The 18227-nt window shown below is 32.9% G+C and carries 17 protein-coding genes; 5 read left to right on the top strand and 12 right to left on the bottom strand.

Annotation, left to right across the window (positions count from 1 at the left end):
* Positions 1–29 precede the first annotated feature (29 nt).
* Positions 30–233, bottom strand: coding sequence for a hypothetical protein (locus I5168_RS12790; protein WP_106679029.1), 204 nt, complete (start codon positions 231–233; stop codon positions 30–32).
* A 158-nt stretch (positions 234–391) separates the two neighbouring features.
* Between I5168_RS12790 and I5168_RS12785 the strand changes: the two genes are divergently transcribed.
* The 4 genes from I5168_RS12785 to I5168_RS12770 all read left to right on the top strand — a co-directional run bounded on the left by I5168_RS12785 (position 392) and on the right by I5168_RS12770 (position 2737).
* A complete protein-coding gene (locus I5168_RS12785; protein WP_431472035.1) occupies positions 392–1147 on the top strand; it encodes a hypothetical protein in 756 nt (251 codons plus the stop codon).
* Complete coding sequence (locus I5168_RS12780) at positions 1148–1543, top strand: DUF5675 family protein (protein ID WP_431472034.1); 396 nt, start codon at positions 1148–1150, stop codon at positions 1541–1543. It begins immediately after the preceding gene.
* Between the two features lie 55 nt (positions 1544–1598).
* Positions 1599–1805 (top strand): hypothetical protein, encoded by a 207-nt coding sequence (locus I5168_RS12775; protein WP_431472033.1) that lies wholly within the window; start codon positions 1599–1601, stop codon positions 1803–1805.
* Between the two features lie 605 nt (positions 1806–2410).
* The gene (locus tag I5168_RS12770; RefSeq protein WP_431472032.1) at positions 2411–2737 is read left to right on the top strand and encodes a YegP family protein; all 327 of its coding nucleotides are present in this window, start codon (positions 2411–2413) and stop codon (positions 2735–2737) included.
* An 833-nt stretch (positions 2738–3570) separates the two neighbouring features.
* On the opposite strand, the gene I5168_RS12765 is transcribed toward I5168_RS12770, so the two are convergent.
* Genes I5168_RS12765 through I5168_RS12740 form a run of 6 tightly spaced genes read right to left on the bottom strand, consistent with a single transcriptional unit; the run spans position 3571 to position 10827 of the window.
* A complete protein-coding gene (locus I5168_RS12765; RefSeq protein WP_431472031.1) occupies positions 3571–4587 on the bottom strand; it encodes a hypothetical protein in 1017 nt (338 codons plus the stop codon).
* Positions 4577–4951, bottom strand: coding sequence for a hypothetical protein (locus I5168_RS12760; protein ID WP_431472030.1), 375 nt, complete (start codon positions 4949–4951; stop codon positions 4577–4579). The genes I5168_RS12765 and I5168_RS12760 overlap by 11 nt, the downstream gene beginning before the upstream one ends.
* A complete protein-coding gene (locus tag I5168_RS12755; protein WP_431472029.1) occupies positions 4944–6512 on the bottom strand; it encodes a hypothetical protein in 1569 nt (522 codons plus the stop codon). Before I5168_RS12755 ends, I5168_RS12760 begins: the two co-directional genes overlap by 8 nt.
* Before the next feature lie 13 nt (positions 6513–6525).
* Complete coding sequence (locus I5168_RS12750; RefSeq protein WP_431472028.1) at positions 6526–7701, bottom strand: 3'-5' exonuclease; 1176 nt, start codon at positions 7699–7701, stop codon at positions 6526–6528.
* A 4-nt stretch (positions 7702–7705) separates the two neighbouring features.
* Positions 7706–10207, bottom strand: coding sequence for an Hsp70 family protein (locus I5168_RS12745; RefSeq protein WP_431472027.1), 2502 nt, complete (start codon positions 10205–10207; stop codon positions 7706–7708).
* Positions 10207–10827 carry an alpha-ketoglutarate-dependent dioxygenase AlkB family protein gene (locus tag I5168_RS12740; RefSeq protein WP_431472026.1) on the bottom strand — a complete coding sequence of 207 codons (621 nt, stop codon included), beginning with the start codon at positions 10825–10827 and terminating at the stop codon, positions 10207–10209. Before I5168_RS12740 ends, I5168_RS12745 begins: the two co-directional genes overlap by 1 nt.
* Positions 10828–10945: 118 nt before the next feature.
* Here I5168_RS12740 and I5168_RS12735 point away from each other — a divergent pair, with 118 nt between their 5' ends.
* Positions 10946–11218: a helix-turn-helix domain-containing protein gene (locus tag I5168_RS12735; protein WP_431472025.1), complete on the top strand. Its 273-nt coding sequence runs from the start codon at positions 10946–10948 to the stop codon at positions 11216–11218.
* Between the two features lie 261 nt (positions 11219–11479).
* Here the strand turns inward: I5168_RS12735 and I5168_RS12730 are convergent, their stop codons facing one another.
* The 5 genes from I5168_RS12730 to I5168_RS12710 are packed head-to-tail and all read right to left on the bottom strand — an operon-like array spanning position 11480 to position 18221.
* Positions 11480–12181: a M48 family metallopeptidase gene (locus I5168_RS12730; protein ID WP_431472024.1), complete on the bottom strand. Its 702-nt coding sequence runs from the start codon at positions 12179–12181 to the stop codon at positions 11480–11482.
* Entirely contained in the window at positions 12181–15297 is a 3117-nt protein-coding gene (locus tag I5168_RS12725) for a type I restriction endonuclease subunit R (RefSeq protein WP_431472023.1), read from the bottom strand. Before I5168_RS12725 ends, I5168_RS12730 begins: the two co-directional genes overlap by 1 nt.
* Before the next feature lies 1 nt (position 15298).
* Positions 15299–16258 carry a hypothetical protein gene (locus tag I5168_RS12720; protein ID WP_431472022.1) on the bottom strand — a complete coding sequence of 320 codons (960 nt, stop codon included), beginning with the start codon at positions 16256–16258 and terminating at the stop codon, positions 15299–15301.
* Between the two features lie 2 nt (positions 16259–16260).
* Positions 16261–17436: a toll/interleukin-1 receptor domain-containing protein gene (locus I5168_RS12715; protein WP_431472021.1), complete on the bottom strand. Its 1176-nt coding sequence runs from the start codon at positions 17434–17436 to the stop codon at positions 16261–16263.
* Positions 17433–18221, bottom strand: a complete 789-nt coding sequence (locus I5168_RS12710; protein WP_431472020.1) for a TIR domain-containing protein — start codon at positions 18219–18221, stop codon at positions 17433–17435. The genes I5168_RS12715 and I5168_RS12710 overlap by 4 nt, the downstream gene beginning before the upstream one ends.
* Between the last annotated feature and the right edge of the window lie 6 nt (positions 18222–18227).

The following is an 18227-nucleotide window of genomic DNA, read 5'->3' as shown; positions in this document are numbered from 1 at the left end:
ATTCAAACCTATATAAATCATATTAAATACTATGAAATTTGTTCAAGATATTGGTTAATGATTTCCTCTTTAATGCCACTATATTCGGCGAATTCTTCTGCAGTGATAAATTGGTGTGACTTCTTACCAAAGTGGGTTTTAATGTCATTTAAAAGCTTACGACCGTAGCGTTCACTTCTTCCAGTGATACGCTGTATGTCTTTTGGGTATATACAAGCTCTTACTATTCTCATTTTATACTCTATCCATACTTTATCTATACCTCAACTATGGATTGTTTATATGTCTTCTTATGGCATAAAACGCATTTTGTGGCACCAATGTATGGCTGTTTTTGATTTCTTTTATAAAACTAATGTCTTTTGTCTAATAATCAAAAAATTAGAGTATTATGGCTAGACAAACAGGTATTATCAAATTAAAAGGAACTATCGGAGATATTTCCTTTTACAAAAGCGCAGATGGACACCTTGCGCGCTATAAAGGAGGTGTCGATGCCAATCGTATTGCCAATGATCCTGCGTTTCAGAGAACTCGTGAAAATGGCTCTGAGTTTGGACGTGCTGGTAAAGGAGGTAAAGCGATTCGTAATGCTATTCGTGTGCTTTTGCAGAACGCAAAAGACAAGCGTGTAGTGAGTCGTTTGACTAAATCTCTTGTAGCTATTACAAAAACTGATACTGTCAATGAGCGTGGTCTTAGAACCATTGAAGATGGTGATATGGCTACATTGCAAGGCTTTGAATTCAATGCTAACGGAAAGCTAGGCGCAACATTATTTGCTCCTTATACTACATCTCTTGATCGTACAACTGGAGATGTCGATGTGAGTTTGGCTCCATTTTCACCAACAGTAAGAATTGCAGCTCCAGGAGGTACTACTCACTTTAAGGTAGTAATGGGTGCTGCAGAGCTTGATTTTGCCAATGAGACCTCAACTTTTGAGAGTGATGAAACGGCGATTCTTCCTTATGATAGTGCAAATACTGCAGCAATTGATTTGAGTGTTGCACTTCCAGCAAACTCAGCGCTTCCAATTTTGCAAGTCGTTGGTATTGAGTTTTATCAAGAAGTAAATGGACAAATGTATCCGTTGAAAAACGGTGCATTTAACGCACTTGCTGTAGCAAAAGTAGATACTGTCTAAATGAATGTGTTGTTGCAAAGGACCTATTATAAAGAGGGCACTAATAGTGCTCTCTTCTATAATGGTCAGTTTTTAGGTTTTGCTATTGAATTACCTTGGTTAAACAATGAAAGAAACGTGTCTTGTATACCTGAAGGCGAATACGAGCTGAAAGCGAGGTATTCGGCAAAATTTAAGCATCATTTACATCTTACTAATGTAGAAGGTCGAAGTCTTATACTACTGCATCCTGCTAATAACGCGAAGCGTGAGCTTCGTGGTTGTATAGCTCCTGTAACTCAGTTAACAGGTATAGGAAAAGGAACTTATTCCAAACCACTGTTTCAAAAATTAGTATCTCTTTGCTATCAAGCATTTGACAGAAACGAAAATGTATTATTAACTATTAAATCTTAAGACAATGAATATTGTAGAACGTTATAAAAAACCAACGCCAAAGTTCTTCAGAACTTTGCGTAACATCGGTATTGCGCTCGCTACCGCAGGTGGCGCAATTATCGCAGCACCCATTAGTTTGCCAGCTGTCCTGATAACCGTAGCAACTTATATGACTGTTGCCGGAACCGTTGCTACTGCTGTTAGTCAAGCAGTAACGATTGACGAAAAAACAGAGGTGCCTAAAATAGACGGAAAAGATTCCGCGTCGAATATTAAATAGAGTGACACAAAATGTGACACATATCAAATTTTCGGTACTCGGTGGGACGTTATCTTCTGCGTGGATTCATATCACATCAGATGACCTTATTAAGACAGCACTTATGGCTGCCATAGGCGCTGTAATTAGCTATGTGGTTTCATTACTCGTAAAAAGACTGCATCATACGCTACTACGATTACGGTCTGGACGAGTGCCGAGAAAGAAGAAAAAGTAATAAAGAAGAGCTTCCGAAGAGGCTCTTTTTTTATTCCGATACTTTCATTGTATCACAAAACCCTTCCGTATTATTTTAAAAGAAAAACAAAAAAAAGAAAGCTATTTCTCTAGTGGCGTGGCAATGCTGTCAAGTTTTTTGGAAAAAATCGTGCGCCTAGGAGGAAGGTTGAAAAAAAAAGAACTGCCTTTTGGCGTGCTATTTTTTTCAAAACCTTTGGCTTGAACTTTATAGCATTATTGTGGTGGCCGATGGAAGCCAACTAAATTTGTGGCCTTTTTTATTATTCTTCTTCAGACTGTTGAATAAGTGGTTGATAACTAGAGTTTACTATTGTTATTTGAATTTCTATTTTAAGTACATTTAGTATCAAATCAATACAAATATTATGTCAAAATTTGAAGTATATCAAGATGCTAGGAGTGAGTATCGTTTTAGATTAAAAGCTGGTAATGGTCAAAAAATATTAGCAAGTGAAGGGTATTCAGCTAAAGCTGGATGTATGAATGGAATAGAATCTGTTCGTAAGAATTCACAAGATAATAAACGATATGAACGTTTAAAATCGAGTAATGGTAAGCACTTTTTTAATCTTAAGGCGAGTAATGGTCAGGTTATAGGAACTAGTGAAATGTATGAATCTTCTTCTGGAATGGAAAATGGTATTGCATCGGTTACATCTAATGCACCAAAAGCAACTATTGAAGAGGTTTAAAAATTTTAAAAAGAAGTTTTAAGGCCTTCTTAAGTAGAAGGTTTTTTTATTCGCTATTGTTTGTTAAGCAGGTAATCTAAAAGGCGCGAGCCGACTGCGAGATTAGCAAGGGTACTGTGAGTGATAGTGTGAGGTACGAGCACTCTCACGGTAATGTGGTAACACTAGGTGGCGCAGTTTTTTGATTTGGCTAAAAGTGATTTCTATTTTTAATGGAATAGGTAAGTGCTGTGTGTGAGTGAGGTGACTGACGGTAGGAAGTCGCCGAAGGAATACATAGTTCTTACAAACTAGGACGGAAGCGGTACAGCTTATCCGCTAGGTAAGGTGGTATGGCTGTAGGACGTTATTTAATAACTGAAATTTATTGAATAGGTATCAAAAAATGTGACACCGTTTAAGCCCGCAGCGACACGCAGGCTCGCAAAACATTAAATAGCGGTTGTGCCTTAATAAATTATGCGTGTGCATAGCACACACAGCTTTGGATTTTAAGGCACAAGAGTAGCTATGGGTGAGGAATAGCGTAATGTGTGCAATAGTACAAGTAAATAGTGCGACCGAGGACGTTACGCCGCAGTAGTACTATTTACGGTAAGCACAAATGCGACGATAGAAGTATTTTTGATTATGTACTATGAAACGAAATGGAGCGACTGACGAACACCTTATTACCTGCCTTCCCGAATTTTGAAATTATTAGTGCAGATGAATTGAAAGATGTATTCTTTTTAATTTAGATTATACAGGTTATATTAAACCTTTTTGGCAAAGCGTTTAGTAAAAGCATTTACTCGAATATATTTTAATCCTTTTTGAATTATCGAATTGATCTAATATCCTTTTCTACCGTATTTTTTCACTACGTCTATATACTTGTTGTGCAATCTTAGATAGTTTTCTAATGAACATTCGATGCTACCATTTTTTGAATCTTCAAAGTGCACTGGTATTGGTTTATACTTTTCTATGAGTTCATCATATAAGTTATCTAATATTAAAAAGTAATCTATAACATATTCATATCCTGTAATGTCTAACTCCAATTCAACTTGTTCCTGCTCGTAAAATATTATGGAATCTGTTTTCCAGTTCTCAGAAAATTCAAAATAGATAGATCCATATAGGTTTTCTTGATTTTTAAAGAACCAGATTAGTCTTTCTCTTTCAGTACTACAATTGTGATAATCCACCAGACTCTCAATTGCTTGTTCTTTCACTTGTGTTATCTCAAATACGCGTTCTACTTTACATACCAAACTATAAGCATCGTTATATAAGTTGTAGTCGAAACATTCAAATGGACCAAAACCGTTAATGGTTTCGCTTAAGTAGTTAAAGTTATTGTAGTACCAATTCAATAATTTATCTACTTTTATGGGTTTTTCGATCTCACTTATTTGATTTAATAATTCATTATATTCTTTTTTTATAATGAGGTACTTTGAGGTAGGTTTAAAGTTGTAATATTCATCTTTTCTAAAACTGAAACCTAAATCTATGGACTTTTCAAGATCTGTAAAGTTTGTGAGTTTATTACAGACGTAAATATCATCTGCAAACTCTCCATCTTGACTTTCAATAAACAGGTCTAAATAGTATCCAGAATTTGATAGAAAGGTCATTCCTTCACAGCCCTTATTGCAAGATTCACAAATACCAAAAAATACATCGTCGAAGGAATGGCAATCGTCACGCCTAGCTTGATTAAACTTCTTTTCTAATTTTTCAAGAAAAAGTGATTTAGGAACATCTTGATATGGCTTATTATCATCCAGCAGTTCTTTTAAAGCAGCTATGTCGAAGTTTTTGATGGCTTGTGTTATTTCATTAATAGAATTAATCTTCATTCTCTTTCTTCTCGTAATTCTGTATTAGTGAAGAAATGAAAGCACCACCAGCTGCTGTAGCTAACCAACCCCAAACACCTACACCTGTACCTAAAGCTGCAATACCAATGCCTCCAGTACCAAAAATGAATAGGCCAGTGACAGCACCTAGGAAAGCGCCAATAAATAGCTTGCTATTAGTTGATTGATCACTCCACATAATTTGTTTGATTTCTTTTGCTTTTTCCTTGGTCGTAAGATTTGATGACTGAACTTTATTTACTTGCTTTAAAATCGTCATCAGTTTTTCTTTCTTAGAACTTGAAAGCTTTGAGATATAGTTAATTGCTTTTTGTAAATTACCTTTTGTTTTATTTTCATTCATCTTTATCAAAGATTTTTAGAGCATCAATTGCAGCGACTTTCAACCCACCTTTTTGTTTCTCGTATTCATTAATATTTTTAAGACATTTGATAAGTACGTCTTTTGTAATTTGACTTTCCTCAATTTTTGTTGATTTAAGTTCTTCTAGTATTTTAGACAAAAAAGACTTTCTTTTTTTTAAGTTTTTTTGGAATTCTTGGAAAGTGAATATAGAATCAGAAGAGTCATTTACTGAAGAAGTATTTGAAAATAAGCCTTCATTGACTTGATTGTTTTTTGCTTTAGTTTCAATTAAGTCTTTTTCAGAGTCAGCATTGATTTTTGATTCAATATTTGTTACTGAATTTATTGGTTTACTATTAACTGAGAGCTCAACTTCTATTGATTGTTCAGTTTCTTCGTTGTAATTACTTTGATTAGGTATTATATTGTTTGTCTTTTCACTGTCAGCCTCTTCTTTGCTAGGCTCTCTATTTACAAATTCTTCATCACTAAGTTCTTCTACAATCTCAGGTTTCCAATTTAAATCCAAAGATCTTGTAGACTTCAACAAGGGAGAACTTGAATATGATTGTAATGATTTTGAGATTGTTTGCATAGAAAACGTGTAACCAAGCATAAAAAGAACTTTTGAAGTAGATATAATATCGTGATACTTCAACTCTAAAACGGTATCTTTTATGCTAGAAATATCATATTCATTCTTTTCCATTTTCTTTTTCAAAAAATAGAAATAACTATAAATTGTAAAAGCATTTTCTAGTTTTCCGTTTTCTGATAGCACATTTTTGAGTTTTTTGAAAGGTTCCCTAGTAAGCGATTCAAGTTGGATCTTTTCTTCTATAAATTTTAGTGCTTTATAAAATGAAACTTCATTTATCCTTTCTTTGTTTTCAATCACGAATTTATAAAACATACTACTCTTAGTTTTTTCAATATCTATCCCTGTTTTTTTCATACCGACACAAGCCGTTTTTAAGACCGCTTCAATGTTGCCTTCAGGTATAAAACTTGGTGTGATATTAAAATCTACTAAGTGAGCAAGAGTTGAATCTTTTTTTTCTGGATTTTGATTATTTAATTGAAATAATGTTGCAGCTTTAAAATCACTTATAAAATCATCTTTTGGAACTTCAAGTTCATATATTGAGCAAAGCTCAGTACCTGCTGTATTTCTTAAAATATGACTTCGATGATTAGTAAATGATGAGTAAACTGATGGGTTGAGAGGTCTCGATATTTTAAGATCGTTATTAAGTTTAGATATAAGCAGCCTTGAACCAATTTCAGATAAAGGTATAATAGACTTTATTCCCTCAAATTTTAATAACGGAGCATTGTCATACTCTAAATTTCTGCTATATTCAATGAGTAATACCTCGTGCTCTTGCTCATAAATTGGTATTGAATTTTGTAATAAATCTACTTGATTTTCTTCCGACAGTATATCAAAATCGTAATACGTTAGTGGAATAATTCTATCTGATGATGTTCTTAATCTATCATATTTAATTAAATAATTTAATTCTGAACGAAATAGAACGATGATTATATTTTTCATTTATTTTTTTTATTTAAAAAACGACCTCGTCGTTATCAGATTCTAAATTCTTTATTTCTCTTACTTTAGTGTTTAATAAGAACCTCTTAAATCCTGAATACATAGCGCCAGTAAAGGTTATCAATAAATCTCTTTTAGCTCTTGAAAGAGCAACTAAGATTACCGCATTTTCATTATCTGCTTCTCCTAAATCAGTTTGAATACAAGGCAAAGCAACAGCATCAAAATCGAGCCCTTTAGAAGAATGGTAAGTAATTAAAACAATCTTGTTTTCAGTATTAGCTTTCTCTAATGAACCAGTACCGTTCCCTACATACATTAATGGAACACCTTGGTTATTTAAGTAAGTATTCATAGCTTCAAAATTTCTACTTGACAAGGCATAATCTGGATAAGTACCTTCAGACCATTTTTGTTTCCCTTCCAATTCTAAAATGGTATCGACATACTTTATCATATCATTTTTCTTAAAAAACAATACCGCGTTAACTTCTCCAGGTCTATCAATATTAATTTGCTTTGTTTCATTCCAGGAAAAAGTTATTTCTTCTTCATAGCTATTTGCTTTAAATAGTCTTATCTCAGAATCCTCTCTACCTATATGTACCATATCTGCAAAAAGATTGTTGTACACGTTTTGTAATACTCCTATAACAGTTCTTGTTAAACGATAAATAGTAGTTGTAGTTCTTTCTATTGGACTTAATTGTGCTATAATTTCTTCTTTCGTAGCGGGTTTTTCTTGAAATTGAGGAACTCTTGAATAAATAGATTGCGCTGCATCACCAGCTATGATTAATTGATTGCACCCATTTTTCATTCTTTCTAATAGAATTGTTGGTATATCTTGTATTTCGTCACAGAAAACTGCGTCAAATTTTTCTCCTTTAAAAAGACGCTTATTGACATCATAGATTGTTATTACTGGAATACTTTTACCTCTCAAGGCAGGAATTTGTCTCAATCCTGAAGCCAGTAAATCAATTAAGGCGTGGGTGAAAACGACAACGACAACATTAGCACTTGGGTTTCTTATTACATAATCCGTTAAGGCGTGAAGTAAAACAATAGATTTGCCAGATCCCGCGTGACCCTGTATCCAAATAGGTTTTCCTTTTAAATTGGGTATTTCATCTATTATTTCTCGTTGCTCAGGACCTAGCCTAGCTTCTTCTATCATCCATTGCATATTACTATAGTTTGGTTATTTTTGGTTTTAATCTAATAATTGATTTGTTTGTAACTAATTCACAAATCAATCTAGATTCTTGATTAACTTTCAATATAAGTTTGGTAGGGATATCATTTGTATATTCATCCCAATCAAACCGAATTTTTTCGCCTGTAACACTTGATATTAAGGTTATTGAATTTTTATTGTTGGCAGTTTTACTTTCATATTCTAAAGAAGGAAGAATTTCTCCTTTTTTAAATAAAATAGTTTTCTTAATATTTTCATCGAGATAAATATCTCCATTTAGCACAGTCTCTATAATTTGTTTGCCAAAAGCATTTGACACAAAAGATTGTATCGCATTTCCGAATCCTACTTGTTCTTGGCTATTATTTGGCATAACTATTTTATCTGCCTGAAAATAATCAGCACATAGTGATCTTAAATAAGGGTTTTTTGCTCCTCCTCCAGATATAATGACATAATCAAAATCATCTCTTGATAAATTAGCTTCGTTTATCGTTTTATCAATACTACTTTTAAATCCCTTATAATTTTCATTCCCATTAAAATAATTTGTCATTATATCATTAAACTCTGAATAACTAATGTCAATTGAATTGTATTTTCCGTGATCGCGGGTGTTACACTGTTTATTTATTTCTGACTTAGATAATTCATTTAAAGTATAATGTACTTGAGCGTCTGTCTTAACCGATTTACAAAACTCTAGTTTTAAATCTTCACAATTTTTTAAAATAAAATCTTCATCAATAACTAAACTATTATCTTTTTCAAAAAGCCTTTTAGAAATTAATCTATTAATAAAATTACCACCGATGTTACTATTTCTGTAGATAGCTAAATTTTCTGCAATGACGTTGTCAGTATCTTTAACTAATCTAATAGCGCAACAATCTACTGTCCCTGCTCCAACATCAATTACCAAAATATTTAGGTCTTCCTCTAAATCTAACGCAAGATTTTCTTGATGGATAGTACCTAAAAGAGAAGAAACAGGCTCCTCTATAAAAGCAAATGTTCCTTCTTCATAGCCTGCTTGTAAAATGTAGCTTTCAAGAAGTTCTTTTTCTTTTAATCCATAATTAGCAGGAGTACTAAAAGAATAACGCTTATCAAATGGTAATTGTTTATCTGCAATAATTTTATCAATTTCAACTTTCAGTCTCTTGAAAAAAACGATAAGAGCATCTGCACCATTATTTATTTGGAGTGACGGGTGATTAAGTAGTTTTGAATCTGGAAATGATTGATTTTCTAGGTTTAAAATGTTTTCTTTAAACCCATACCAACCATTTTTACCAAATGAGAACTGATGCCTTTTCTCTTTAGCATACTTACCAAGTAAAAACTGATTTCCTACGATTCCCATAATTGAAGGAACTATTGTACTACTAGAAGCGATCCCCAAATGATCTTTTTGTTCAATTTCGAGTAGTTCAACTTTTAAATTATCATCTTGAACATAAGCTACAGAGCAAACAGAGCTAGATGTACCAAAATCAATACCAATAAACGAGCGATTTGTTAAATCTTGTATTGAGTCATTTATATCATTTAGAGGCCTGTATATAGCATTAATACCTACTTTATTGGACTCTTGCTTTACTTGAGTTTTAACTTTATTTAAAAGCGAATAATCATACTTTAGATTTTTTCTAGGAATTAAGCCGTCAGTATAATTCAATAAGTTTTCTCTTATAATTTGAGATGGTCTATAGTTTATAGAAGTTAGAGCAGAAGCACTCCTGTTTCCAGAGGTAGTGTTTTTATTAATGTTTGGAAATTTGGATTCAATCGCCTTTTCTAATTTTGCTATTTGTGATCTAACGCTAGTTGTTAAATCAATCATAAGTAGAGTTGAGGTATTCGGGATAAAATTAAAAATATCGAGAATATTATTTTCTAAGATTTTATACTTGTTTTGAGCTATTTCGTTGATACAGTTTTGAATTACAACCAAATCCGCATTCTTAAAAATTGATTTATTAGAATTTACAACATTTGGATCAACGAGATCAAATTGATGTCTATTCCAATTCAATGAGATATCATTAAATCTATTTAAATCTGGTAGCATAAAACCAGTAAGAGCAGAATGGCTATAACCCCAAGTTGCAGCATTTATATCTAAGATGTCAACATTAATATATATAATATTAGCACAATATTCCAGAATGTATTTTATTGTACCATAAGCTTCTGATCCTGGACCACCTCCAATAAAAACAGCAGAAAATTCTGTTTTACTTTTCATTGTCGATAGATCTTGCTCTAACAGTATTTTATAAATCAACTGATAGTAATGCGGTAGATACGTTATTAAATAAGCGCTTTGTATGTTTTGTTTTGCATAATCTACATAAACTGGTGGTGGCTTTCGATATGAAGCTCTTAATTGCCTTACATCAGGTTGAAGTGATTGTAAGTAATCCTTTATTTCTAATGATTCATCATTCAATTCAGCAATAGCTTCTACAATTTGATTGTAAATACTCATTAGCTTACAATGGTTCTGAATGTTAGATTAATCCTTGGGTCATTGATTTTTTTCTGTATTGGAATTTGATGAAGCCAGTTATGCTGCAAAGCGCCTTTCATAATTACTAAAGAGCCAGGTACTAGTTCTAATTGAAGTTTTTCATTAGGCTCTGTTTTATGTTTTAAATCAAAACGTCTTGTAGCTCCCAAGCTAACAGAAGCAATAAGAGGATTTATACCCAGTCCTTTTTCATCATCTGCGTGCCAGCTTACTTTATCGTTTCCATTTCTATATAAATTTAATAAGACACTATTGAAATCTGATTCTGGCAAGAAACTTTCTATGACTCTTTTTATACCCAACAATTCTTTAGTCCAAGGTTTGGGATTACATAAAATACCAGAATATTTATAATTAAAACCTTCATAGCCATACCAAGCAGTCTTTCTGGGTATAGGATAAGTTTTTCCGTACATTTTAATTTCTTCCTGCCTCCATTCAATAGAATTTTTTAAGATTTTAAAATAAGATTTTGCTTTGTCTAATGGCATAAAATTGTCCATATACCAAACTTCACCATCAAGCAATTGCATCTTTTTAAATACTCTTTCTTTTGGTTCTTGATTAAATAAATCCATAAGCAAAATATATTATACTATCCTAGATAATTTTAGTTCAACAAAATACTAATATTTTCGTACATAATCCTTAAATTGTCCAATATTTGTCAAGTCTTTTAATGAAAACTTTACTAAGATGATAGGTGAACGCATACGAACGCTGAGAGAAGCTAATGATATCCTACTTCGACAGCTTGCAGCTAAGCTGGATATGGATCAAGCATTATTAAGTAAGATGGAACGAGGTGAGCGCTCTTTTAGAAAAGAAGATATTGATGCACTTGCAAAAATCTTTAAACAATCTAAAAAAGAACTGTATATACTCTGGTTGGCTGATAAGGTTTTAAAGACAGTAGGAGGTGAAAGATATTCTAAGGAAGCTTTAGAGCTTGCTATTAAAAATGTGTGATCAAAATACAATCCTTTTTTTATTTAAAAATTGTATGTAGCTAAATACTGGGTATCTGAGTATTAATACTATGTGTTCTGATTTTTTTTGAATTTGCAATTTGCGCGTTGGCAAAAAATACTGGTTATGGTAATGGAGCGTCTATCCGATAGGTAGGAGCGTAGTGGACATAACTAGTATTGCGCACGAACGGAAAGCTTTTGCGAGTGAATGAATGTAGCTTGCGAAAGGAATGAATGAGTAAGTGCTGGAAGTGTGGCGTTATGATAACTTATTCTCTAACTTATCCTTCCACTTTTTCCAATTAGGCATTATAGAAGTCAAGACATTGTAAAACTCTTTATTGTGTTTTGGTATTACAAGATGGCACATTTCGTGGATCAAAACATACTCAATACATTTAGAAGAAGCTTTTATAATTTCAGGATTGATGGTGACTTTATCAATTGTATTACAGCTTCCCCAGCGTTTGGCCATTCTTCTAATTTCAACTGTGGGCATTTTGATATCGTACTCTTTAAATTTCGCGAAAGCGTCAATAGCTATTTTGTTGAATTTCTTTTCGGCGTGCTCATAATACCATTTTGCCAATAGTTTTTTTACCAATTCTTGATTAGTTGTTTCTTTACAGGTTACTTGTAATCTTCCAGCTTTAAGTTTTACTTGATTCGTGTTACCGGCAATCACTTTTAAAAGGTAGGATTTACCAAGATAAAAATGCGTTTCGCCAGAGATATATTGACGCTCTGGAGTGCGTGGTAGAAATTGTTCAAAGTACTGTTGTTGTTTTATAATCCAGGATGCTCTTTTTTCGACTTTTAAATCAATATCTTTTACAGAACTTTCTACTGGAGCAATGATATGAACAGAACTATCTGGATGTACCTCGATAGCTAATGTTTTACGCTTAGACCGCTGCAGCTCGTAAAAGATTTCTTTTGTGCCGTATTGTATACTTCTCATTAGAAATTGTTTTTAGCTACACGCAAGCACTTGATTAATATGGCATCGATTTCATCAAAACTGATTTCAATTCCTAATTGGCTTCTTTTACTGATCAAATAATCTTCTATTTGATTTTCCATTTTGTTTTGAATGTCGACATTCTTTTTCCAATCTGTGATGATAAGACTGTTTACAATCTGTTCAATTTCAACACCTGCCTCTGCAACTTTTTGTTTGCTTATTTCTTTATCCAGTTTTTTGTTGAGTACTTCATTTAAAGCTCCATAAAAAGCTCTCGCTCTTGGATTGTTTTGTACTGCATTTGGAATACCTTCTTGATAGCCGTTCTCTAGGTCGTCTCTTGTTTTTTGCATTGCCTCGAGGTATTCTTTTTCTGTAAGTCTGCCATCGTAAAAATCTTTAATGGTTTGCTCTATCAACTCTGAGAATTTTTTGTAAAAAGCCTCATCTTTCTCCATATTTTCTGTGATGACTTTTTTCATTTGGTGAGCTATAAAGTCTGCTTTAGAAGCTGGTGTTTTACCGTAACTTTCTAATGCCTCTTGTACCATATTTTTGTCAAAAATATTTACATCACGAGATAGTACTTGTACATTGTCGGCATCTATATAAGTGTCTAATAGCTTACGTACACGTGGTTCATATTCTTTATAAGATACTTTTTCGGCATAGCGAAATTGCACCGATAGACGTAAACTTTGGAATTTCTTTAATTCACTTTTATAAAAGCCAATTTGCTCTGTAGTAAATTCATTATAAAAGTCGTCTGAAGCTAATGCGGTTTGGAGAATTCTAGCAAATGCAGAAACACGGTCGTAAAACTGATCACGAATGTCTTTATCTGCTATATGTCTTTCTAGCGCTTCAATATCTTTTTTGTCATAAACGCCTTTAAAAATATCCCAAACCTCTGCGTGACGTATAGGAACTTTACGTATTTCATCTTTTACATCAACTACGGTGTTTTTTAAGTCCTCTTCATCAAAATCCTCTAAAGCACTGTACTCGGTTAATGCCTCATCAAGTTTTCCTAAAATACCTACATAGTCTATGATATGTCCATATTCTTTACCTTCAAATAGACGATTTACTCTTGCAATCGCTTGCAGTAAGTTATGTGCTACTAGTGGTTTTGCTAAATATAGTACCGTGTTTCTCGGTGCATCAAAACCTGTTAGTAATTTGCTGACTACGATAATAAGTTCAACCTCCTTGCTATCTTCTTTAAAACGCTGAATTACATCTGTTTCATAGGCTTCTTGGTCGTTATGGCGTTCTAAGATTTGTTTCCAATATTTTTGCGATTCGCTAGAGCTTTCTGACCACACATCATCGTTATCTTGTCTGCTATCTGGTGGTGTAAAAACTACACGTGTATTAATTCTAAGAGAAGGATCTGTTTGTGCTTCAAAATACTTTTGGTATTTGATGGCTACATCTATTCTAGGAACCGCTAACTGCGCTTTGAAACCTGTGTTCTTCCAATTGTCTCGAAAATGTTCTGAAATGTCATAGGCAATTTCTTCAATCACGTTATCAGATTCATAGATTTTAGCTATAGTGGCAAACTTCTTTTTTAAATCTTTTCGCGCTTCTTCATTTAGCGGTGCTGCTAGACGTTCAAAACCCTTATCTATTTGTTTTTTGTTGATACTCAATTTTGCAGAGCGTCCTTCGTATAGTAATGGTAATACTGCACCATCTTTTACTGCTTGGTCTATGGTGTATTTATGAATAAAACCACCAAATTTTTTAGAGGTGCTTTTTTGAGACTTCATTAAAGGTGTACCGGTAAAACCAATGTATGAGGCATTAGGTACAATACGTTTCATATTTGCGTGTGCGCTACCGTACTGACTGCGGTGACTTTCATCTACGAGTACAAATATGTTTTGAGACTCCTCTTTAAAAGATGCACGTTTTGTAGCTACTTCAAATTTATCAATGATGGTGGTGATAATTTCATTGCCTTTGTCTTGCAATAGCTCTACTAAGTCATTACCACTTTTTGCCTTTTTTACATTTTTTCCACAGTTTACAAACGTTTTAAATATTTGTTTGTCTAGGCTTATTCTATCGGTTACAATGATTACTCTAGGTGATTCTATTGTTTTATCTAGCGCAAGTGCTTTAGAAAGCATTACCATTGTTAATGACTTACCACTACCTGTAGTATGCCATATTACACCGCCTTGACGGTTCCCTTCTTTGTTTTTAGTTTTTACACGCTGTATGGTTTCTTGTACAGCAAAGTATTGCTGGTAACGACATATTTTTTTGTCTGGACCATCAAAAACTATGTATTTATAGGTTAAATCGAGTAATCTTGTAGGCTTACACAGCGCATAAATGCCCTTATCTTGCTCTGTAACCAATCTTTCTTCGGCTAGCGTGTTATTAGTCTTCTTTTTAAGTAGCTTGGTAATTTCACGTTCTGCATCCTCTTTCCAGACACTCCAGAATTTGGCTTTGGTACCAGTAGCACCATACTTTACTTCATTAGGGTGTACTGCTAGTAACAACTGTGCAAAGTAAAACAGTCTAGGAATGCCTTCGTCCTCTCTTTGGTTACGAATGTTTTGGGAAATAGCTTCGTCTAGCGCTTCATTTTTATCACGACGTTTGTTCTCTATAACAACAAAAGGAATCCCATTAACAAATAGTACGATATCTGGACGACGTTTTCCTTTGCGACCTTCTACCTCAAACTCTTCTGTTACGTGGAAGACATTGTTTTCTGGATGCTCCCAGTCTATGTAGTTTACGGTGTAGGCTTTACGGTCTCCTTGAACCGTCTCGTTAAAACTCTTACCTAGTGTAATTAAATCATACACACGCTCATTAGTTTGTACTAAACCTTCATTAGGTACATTTTTTAATGCATTAATGGCACCTTGAATGCTACCGGTAGAGAATTGGTATGATTCTCCTTTGTACTCAAAAGCATTAATTTTAGCTAACTGAGCTGCTAGTATATCATCTAGAATTACGTTAGTGAATAGCTCGCCACGTGCTTTAAATACGTCATCTGGAGATATGTATTGCCAGCCCATTTTTTGTAATAGAGAAAGTGCTGGTTTTTGAGAGTCGTTATATTCTGAGTAGTTTGTCATCTTATTTTGATAATGTTTTATTTAGTCCTTTCATAATGAGGAAAATTATTTCTGAAGTATGAACTGTACTAAATAGTCTTTTGTTTTCCTCGACTGACAAACCATTGTTTTTACTTAATCTATCTAAAGTGTAATTGTTTAAAAACTCTAAATTTGACTTATAATCTATTTTATCTTCACTCTTTTTAGAATTGTAGTGACTTACAAACTCTTTATAAATTTTGTTTTGTGACGATTGCCATTCAATTGTCAATTCTTGTGGTTTATTGCCTTTAAGAGCTTCAATGATTCTTGATGTTAGCCCACCAAAGATGCCCATAAAATATACAGGTGTATCATTTTTTAATGCAAGAATGGATTCTTCTAAAAGACCAGGATATTTGCCTTTAAAATTGGACATACCACCACCAGTGAAAATTCTAGCATCTGTATTACTTTGCATCTCTTCCCTCATCTTCGTTAAACTTTCTGACCATATAAAGAGATTATCATTTCCTTCAGGAGGATAGAATTTTGACTCATCAATATCTAAATTTGCTGGTGGCTGAACTTTAATAGGTAAAACACCATTCTTTCTAAATTCTAAAACATCGGTAGTTTTAAGATTAAGGTATATAGGGAAACTGAAGTAATTTTGAAAAAAAATCTTACCTGCTTCTTTACTAGGTCTATACTGATATACTAAATTTGAGAATAATCTAGTGTATCCATTTTGACGTAAATCCCCACCATATATCAAATTACTACCGTGTATTATTAAAAACCTGGTTATCTCAGTTATTAGATTTTTTTGATGTGCTAATGAGAAACCTAAATTTTCTATTTCAGAACTATTGCTAATTGAAATAGCAACATTTTTACCGTCAAAAAGATGAACTTCTCTTTCTTTTGACGATTCTTTTAGTTCGTCAGCAACATATTTATCTAAATCCTTGTTAGTTACTTTATTTTCTTTTTTCATATCTATAAAATATATGTTGGTAATAAAAGAGGTGTTATAAATTTAATTTTCTTGTCTACATCATTTAGCAGACTAAGTTCCTCGATACCAATTGGTGGATCTGGATATAAAACAATAAGAGATTTAACTTTTTTGTTGTCTGATTTGAGATTCTCTATATCAATATAGTTAAATAGTTCTGGTGCTTTGGGAAGCACTAAACAACTATGTTCTTTTTCTAATTCATACATCTCAACGATTGATTTCAAATAAAGTTCGTTGTATTTATCGCTGATAATTTGCGATAAAATTAGATTTATAATTTCTTCAAAATTATTGTTCCAAGTGATAGTAGGAAAATTTCCACTATAAGGGAAACTTCTTCTTTCTCCCTTCTTAATATCCATTACACCTATAATTGGACATCTATATCTTTTAGCAATAATGATCTCTTTTCTACACCATTCTCTATCGGAATATATATCTGTATTGAATATTACAAATGCAGAGTGGTCTATATGTTTTTTTATTTCCTGTTCAAATTGATGTCCATCTGCTATATCATTAGCGTCAAAAAATGCTTTCAGTTTAGTATTACTGTAAATATGATTTCTAAATTGTATCGCTAAATCTTTACCGTCATCCTTGGCGTGCGAAATAAATAATTTAATTGGCGGATCACTGTGTATTTCAGTATCATATTTTTCCTTAACGTTAAATAAAAATTTTGCAATGCTTTCAAGTAGTCTGTATTTAATAACTCTATTATTAGCATCAAAAGAATTCATATCTGGATAAAAATGGCTTTCATCTGTCTTAATAAATTGAAAATTATTTAAGTGCTCTGGGTTGAAATCAAATGCGTATTTACTAAATGGTACAGGTAGTATTCTTGTGTTTTTAGGTTTTGATTTTATTAAATCATCTATAGCAGTTGTCCAATTCGTGTCATTAAACATATAATCATCCACCAGAATGATAAGAACATTTTTTTTAGACTCCGAAAATGGTATTTCAGCAAAGGTTTCCTTGTTATGAGGCAATGACCTATAATTAACAGGTATGTCATATTTGGCGTGTGTTACGTTTCCGTTTTCACCACTATAAGTATTGTATATACTTTCTGCATAATCTATACCTACTTTGAAATCTGGGTGCCATAAAACATAAATTGATAAAAGGCTTTTAAACTTTTTCATACGCATAAATTTTTGGTTAATCTTGGTATTGCAGTATTCACAATTTTATCCGATTCATTATTCTTCTTATAAAATGCCAGCTCCATTGCATTTTGAAATTCTAGCCTATTTTCAGTCCAATCCATAACAACTGCGTAACCTGATTCTATATTTGCATAAAACCTCTCTGAATAATTAGCTTCGTTATATGTTTCACCTAAACCGTAATCTGGATGAGAAGGAAGTCTAATTCCTAATAAGCCTGCATATCTATCTCCAACCTTTTTATTGAGTGCACCACCTATTTCCCAATCAACGTGCTTTCTACATTTGGTCTTGGGACCTAACAAAACTGCAAGTACTGTTGTGTCTTTCATATAGCCTTGATTAATCAATCTATGTATATACTCGTCACTATTTTCGCCATTAATCTCGTCTAGCATAACAGATTGATTAATTATTAAATCACTAAAAAGATTATCAAATTCTTGCCTTTTTAATTGATCATCATTGTGATAATAGCTTACAAATACATTACGCTTGGATATGTTTTTTGGTAGAGAGTGTGACCAACTGAAATAACTGCCATCATAGGTAAAACTTCCATACCTAGACCATTTATTGTTTAATGTGCGTTTAAGACCTCCAATATTATTCCCTTGATTGTGGCAATTAACCAACCAATTTCTATCCTTTGTTTCAAAAGGACTTAATGTGTTGTTATTTACTAATCCTATACTTACTGTGTCAATTAGTTGTTGATCTTCTCTGAAGGATAGCTTTGATATTAAATATTCTTTACTCATAATTTC

It is taken from the genome of Nonlabens sp. SCSIO 43208 (genome assembly GCF_050703575.1).
Lineage (GTDB): Bacteria > Bacteroidota > Bacteroidia > Flavobacteriales > Flavobacteriaceae > Nonlabens > Nonlabens tegetincola.
Note: the sequence above shows the minus strand (reverse complement) of the source record. Positions and strands in the feature narration are given on the sequence as shown.

Excerpts from the sequence above, each read along its gene's own strand:
- I5168_RS12790 (WP_106679029.1), bottom strand. The coding sequence starts at position 233 with ATGAGAATAGTAAGAGCTTGTATATACCCAAAAGACATACAGCGTATC.
- I5168_RS12785 (WP_431472035.1), top strand. The coding sequence starts at position 392 with ATGGCTAGACAAACAGGTATTATCAAATTAAAAGGAACTATCGGAGAT.
- I5168_RS12780 (WP_431472034.1), top strand. The coding sequence starts at position 1,148 with ATGAATGTGTTGTTGCAAAGGACCTATTATAAAGAGGGCACTAATAGT.
- I5168_RS12770 (WP_431472032.1), top strand. The coding sequence starts at position 2,411 with ATGTCAAAATTTGAAGTATATCAAGATGCTAGGAGTGAGTATCGTTTT.
- I5168_RS12765 (WP_431472031.1), bottom strand. The coding sequence starts at position 4,587 with ATGAAGATTAATTCTATTAATGAAATAACACAAGCCATCAAAAACTTC.
- I5168_RS12760 (WP_431472030.1), bottom strand. The coding sequence starts at position 4,951 with ATGAATGAAAATAAAACAAAAGGTAATTTACAAAAAGCAATTAACTAT.
- I5168_RS12755 (WP_431472029.1), bottom strand. The coding sequence starts at position 6,512 with ATGAAAAATATAATCATCGTTCTATTTCGTTCAGAATTAAATTATTTA.
- I5168_RS12750 (WP_431472028.1), bottom strand. The coding sequence starts at position 7,701 with ATGCAATGGATGATAGAAGAAGCTAGGCTAGGTCCTGAGCAACGAGAA.
- I5168_RS12745 (WP_431472027.1), bottom strand. The coding sequence starts at position 10,207 with ATGAGTATTTACAATCAAATTGTAGAAGCTATTGCTGAATTGAATGAT.
- I5168_RS12740 (WP_431472026.1), bottom strand. The coding sequence starts at position 10,827 with ATGGATTTATTTAATCAAGAACCAAAAGAAAGAGTATTTAAAAAGATG.
- I5168_RS12735 (WP_431472025.1), top strand. The coding sequence starts at position 10,946 with ATGATAGGTGAACGCATACGAACGCTGAGAGAAGCTAATGATATCCTA.
- I5168_RS12730 (WP_431472024.1), bottom strand. The coding sequence starts at position 12,181 with ATGAGAAGTATACAATACGGCACAAAAGAAATCTTTTACGAGCTGCAG.
- I5168_RS12725 (WP_431472023.1), bottom strand. The coding sequence starts at position 15,297 with ATGACAAACTACTCAGAATATAACGACTCTCAAAAACCAGCACTTTCT.
- I5168_RS12720 (WP_431472022.1), bottom strand. The coding sequence starts at position 16,258 with ATGAAAAAAGAAAATAAAGTAACTAACAAGGATTTAGATAAATATGTT.
- I5168_RS12715 (WP_431472021.1), bottom strand. The coding sequence starts at position 17,436 with ATGAAAAAGTTTAAAAGCCTTTTATCAATTTATGTTTTATGGCACCCA.
- I5168_RS12710 (WP_431472020.1), bottom strand. The coding sequence starts at position 18,221 with ATGAGTAAAGAATATTTAATATCAAAGCTATCCTTCAGAGAAGATCAA.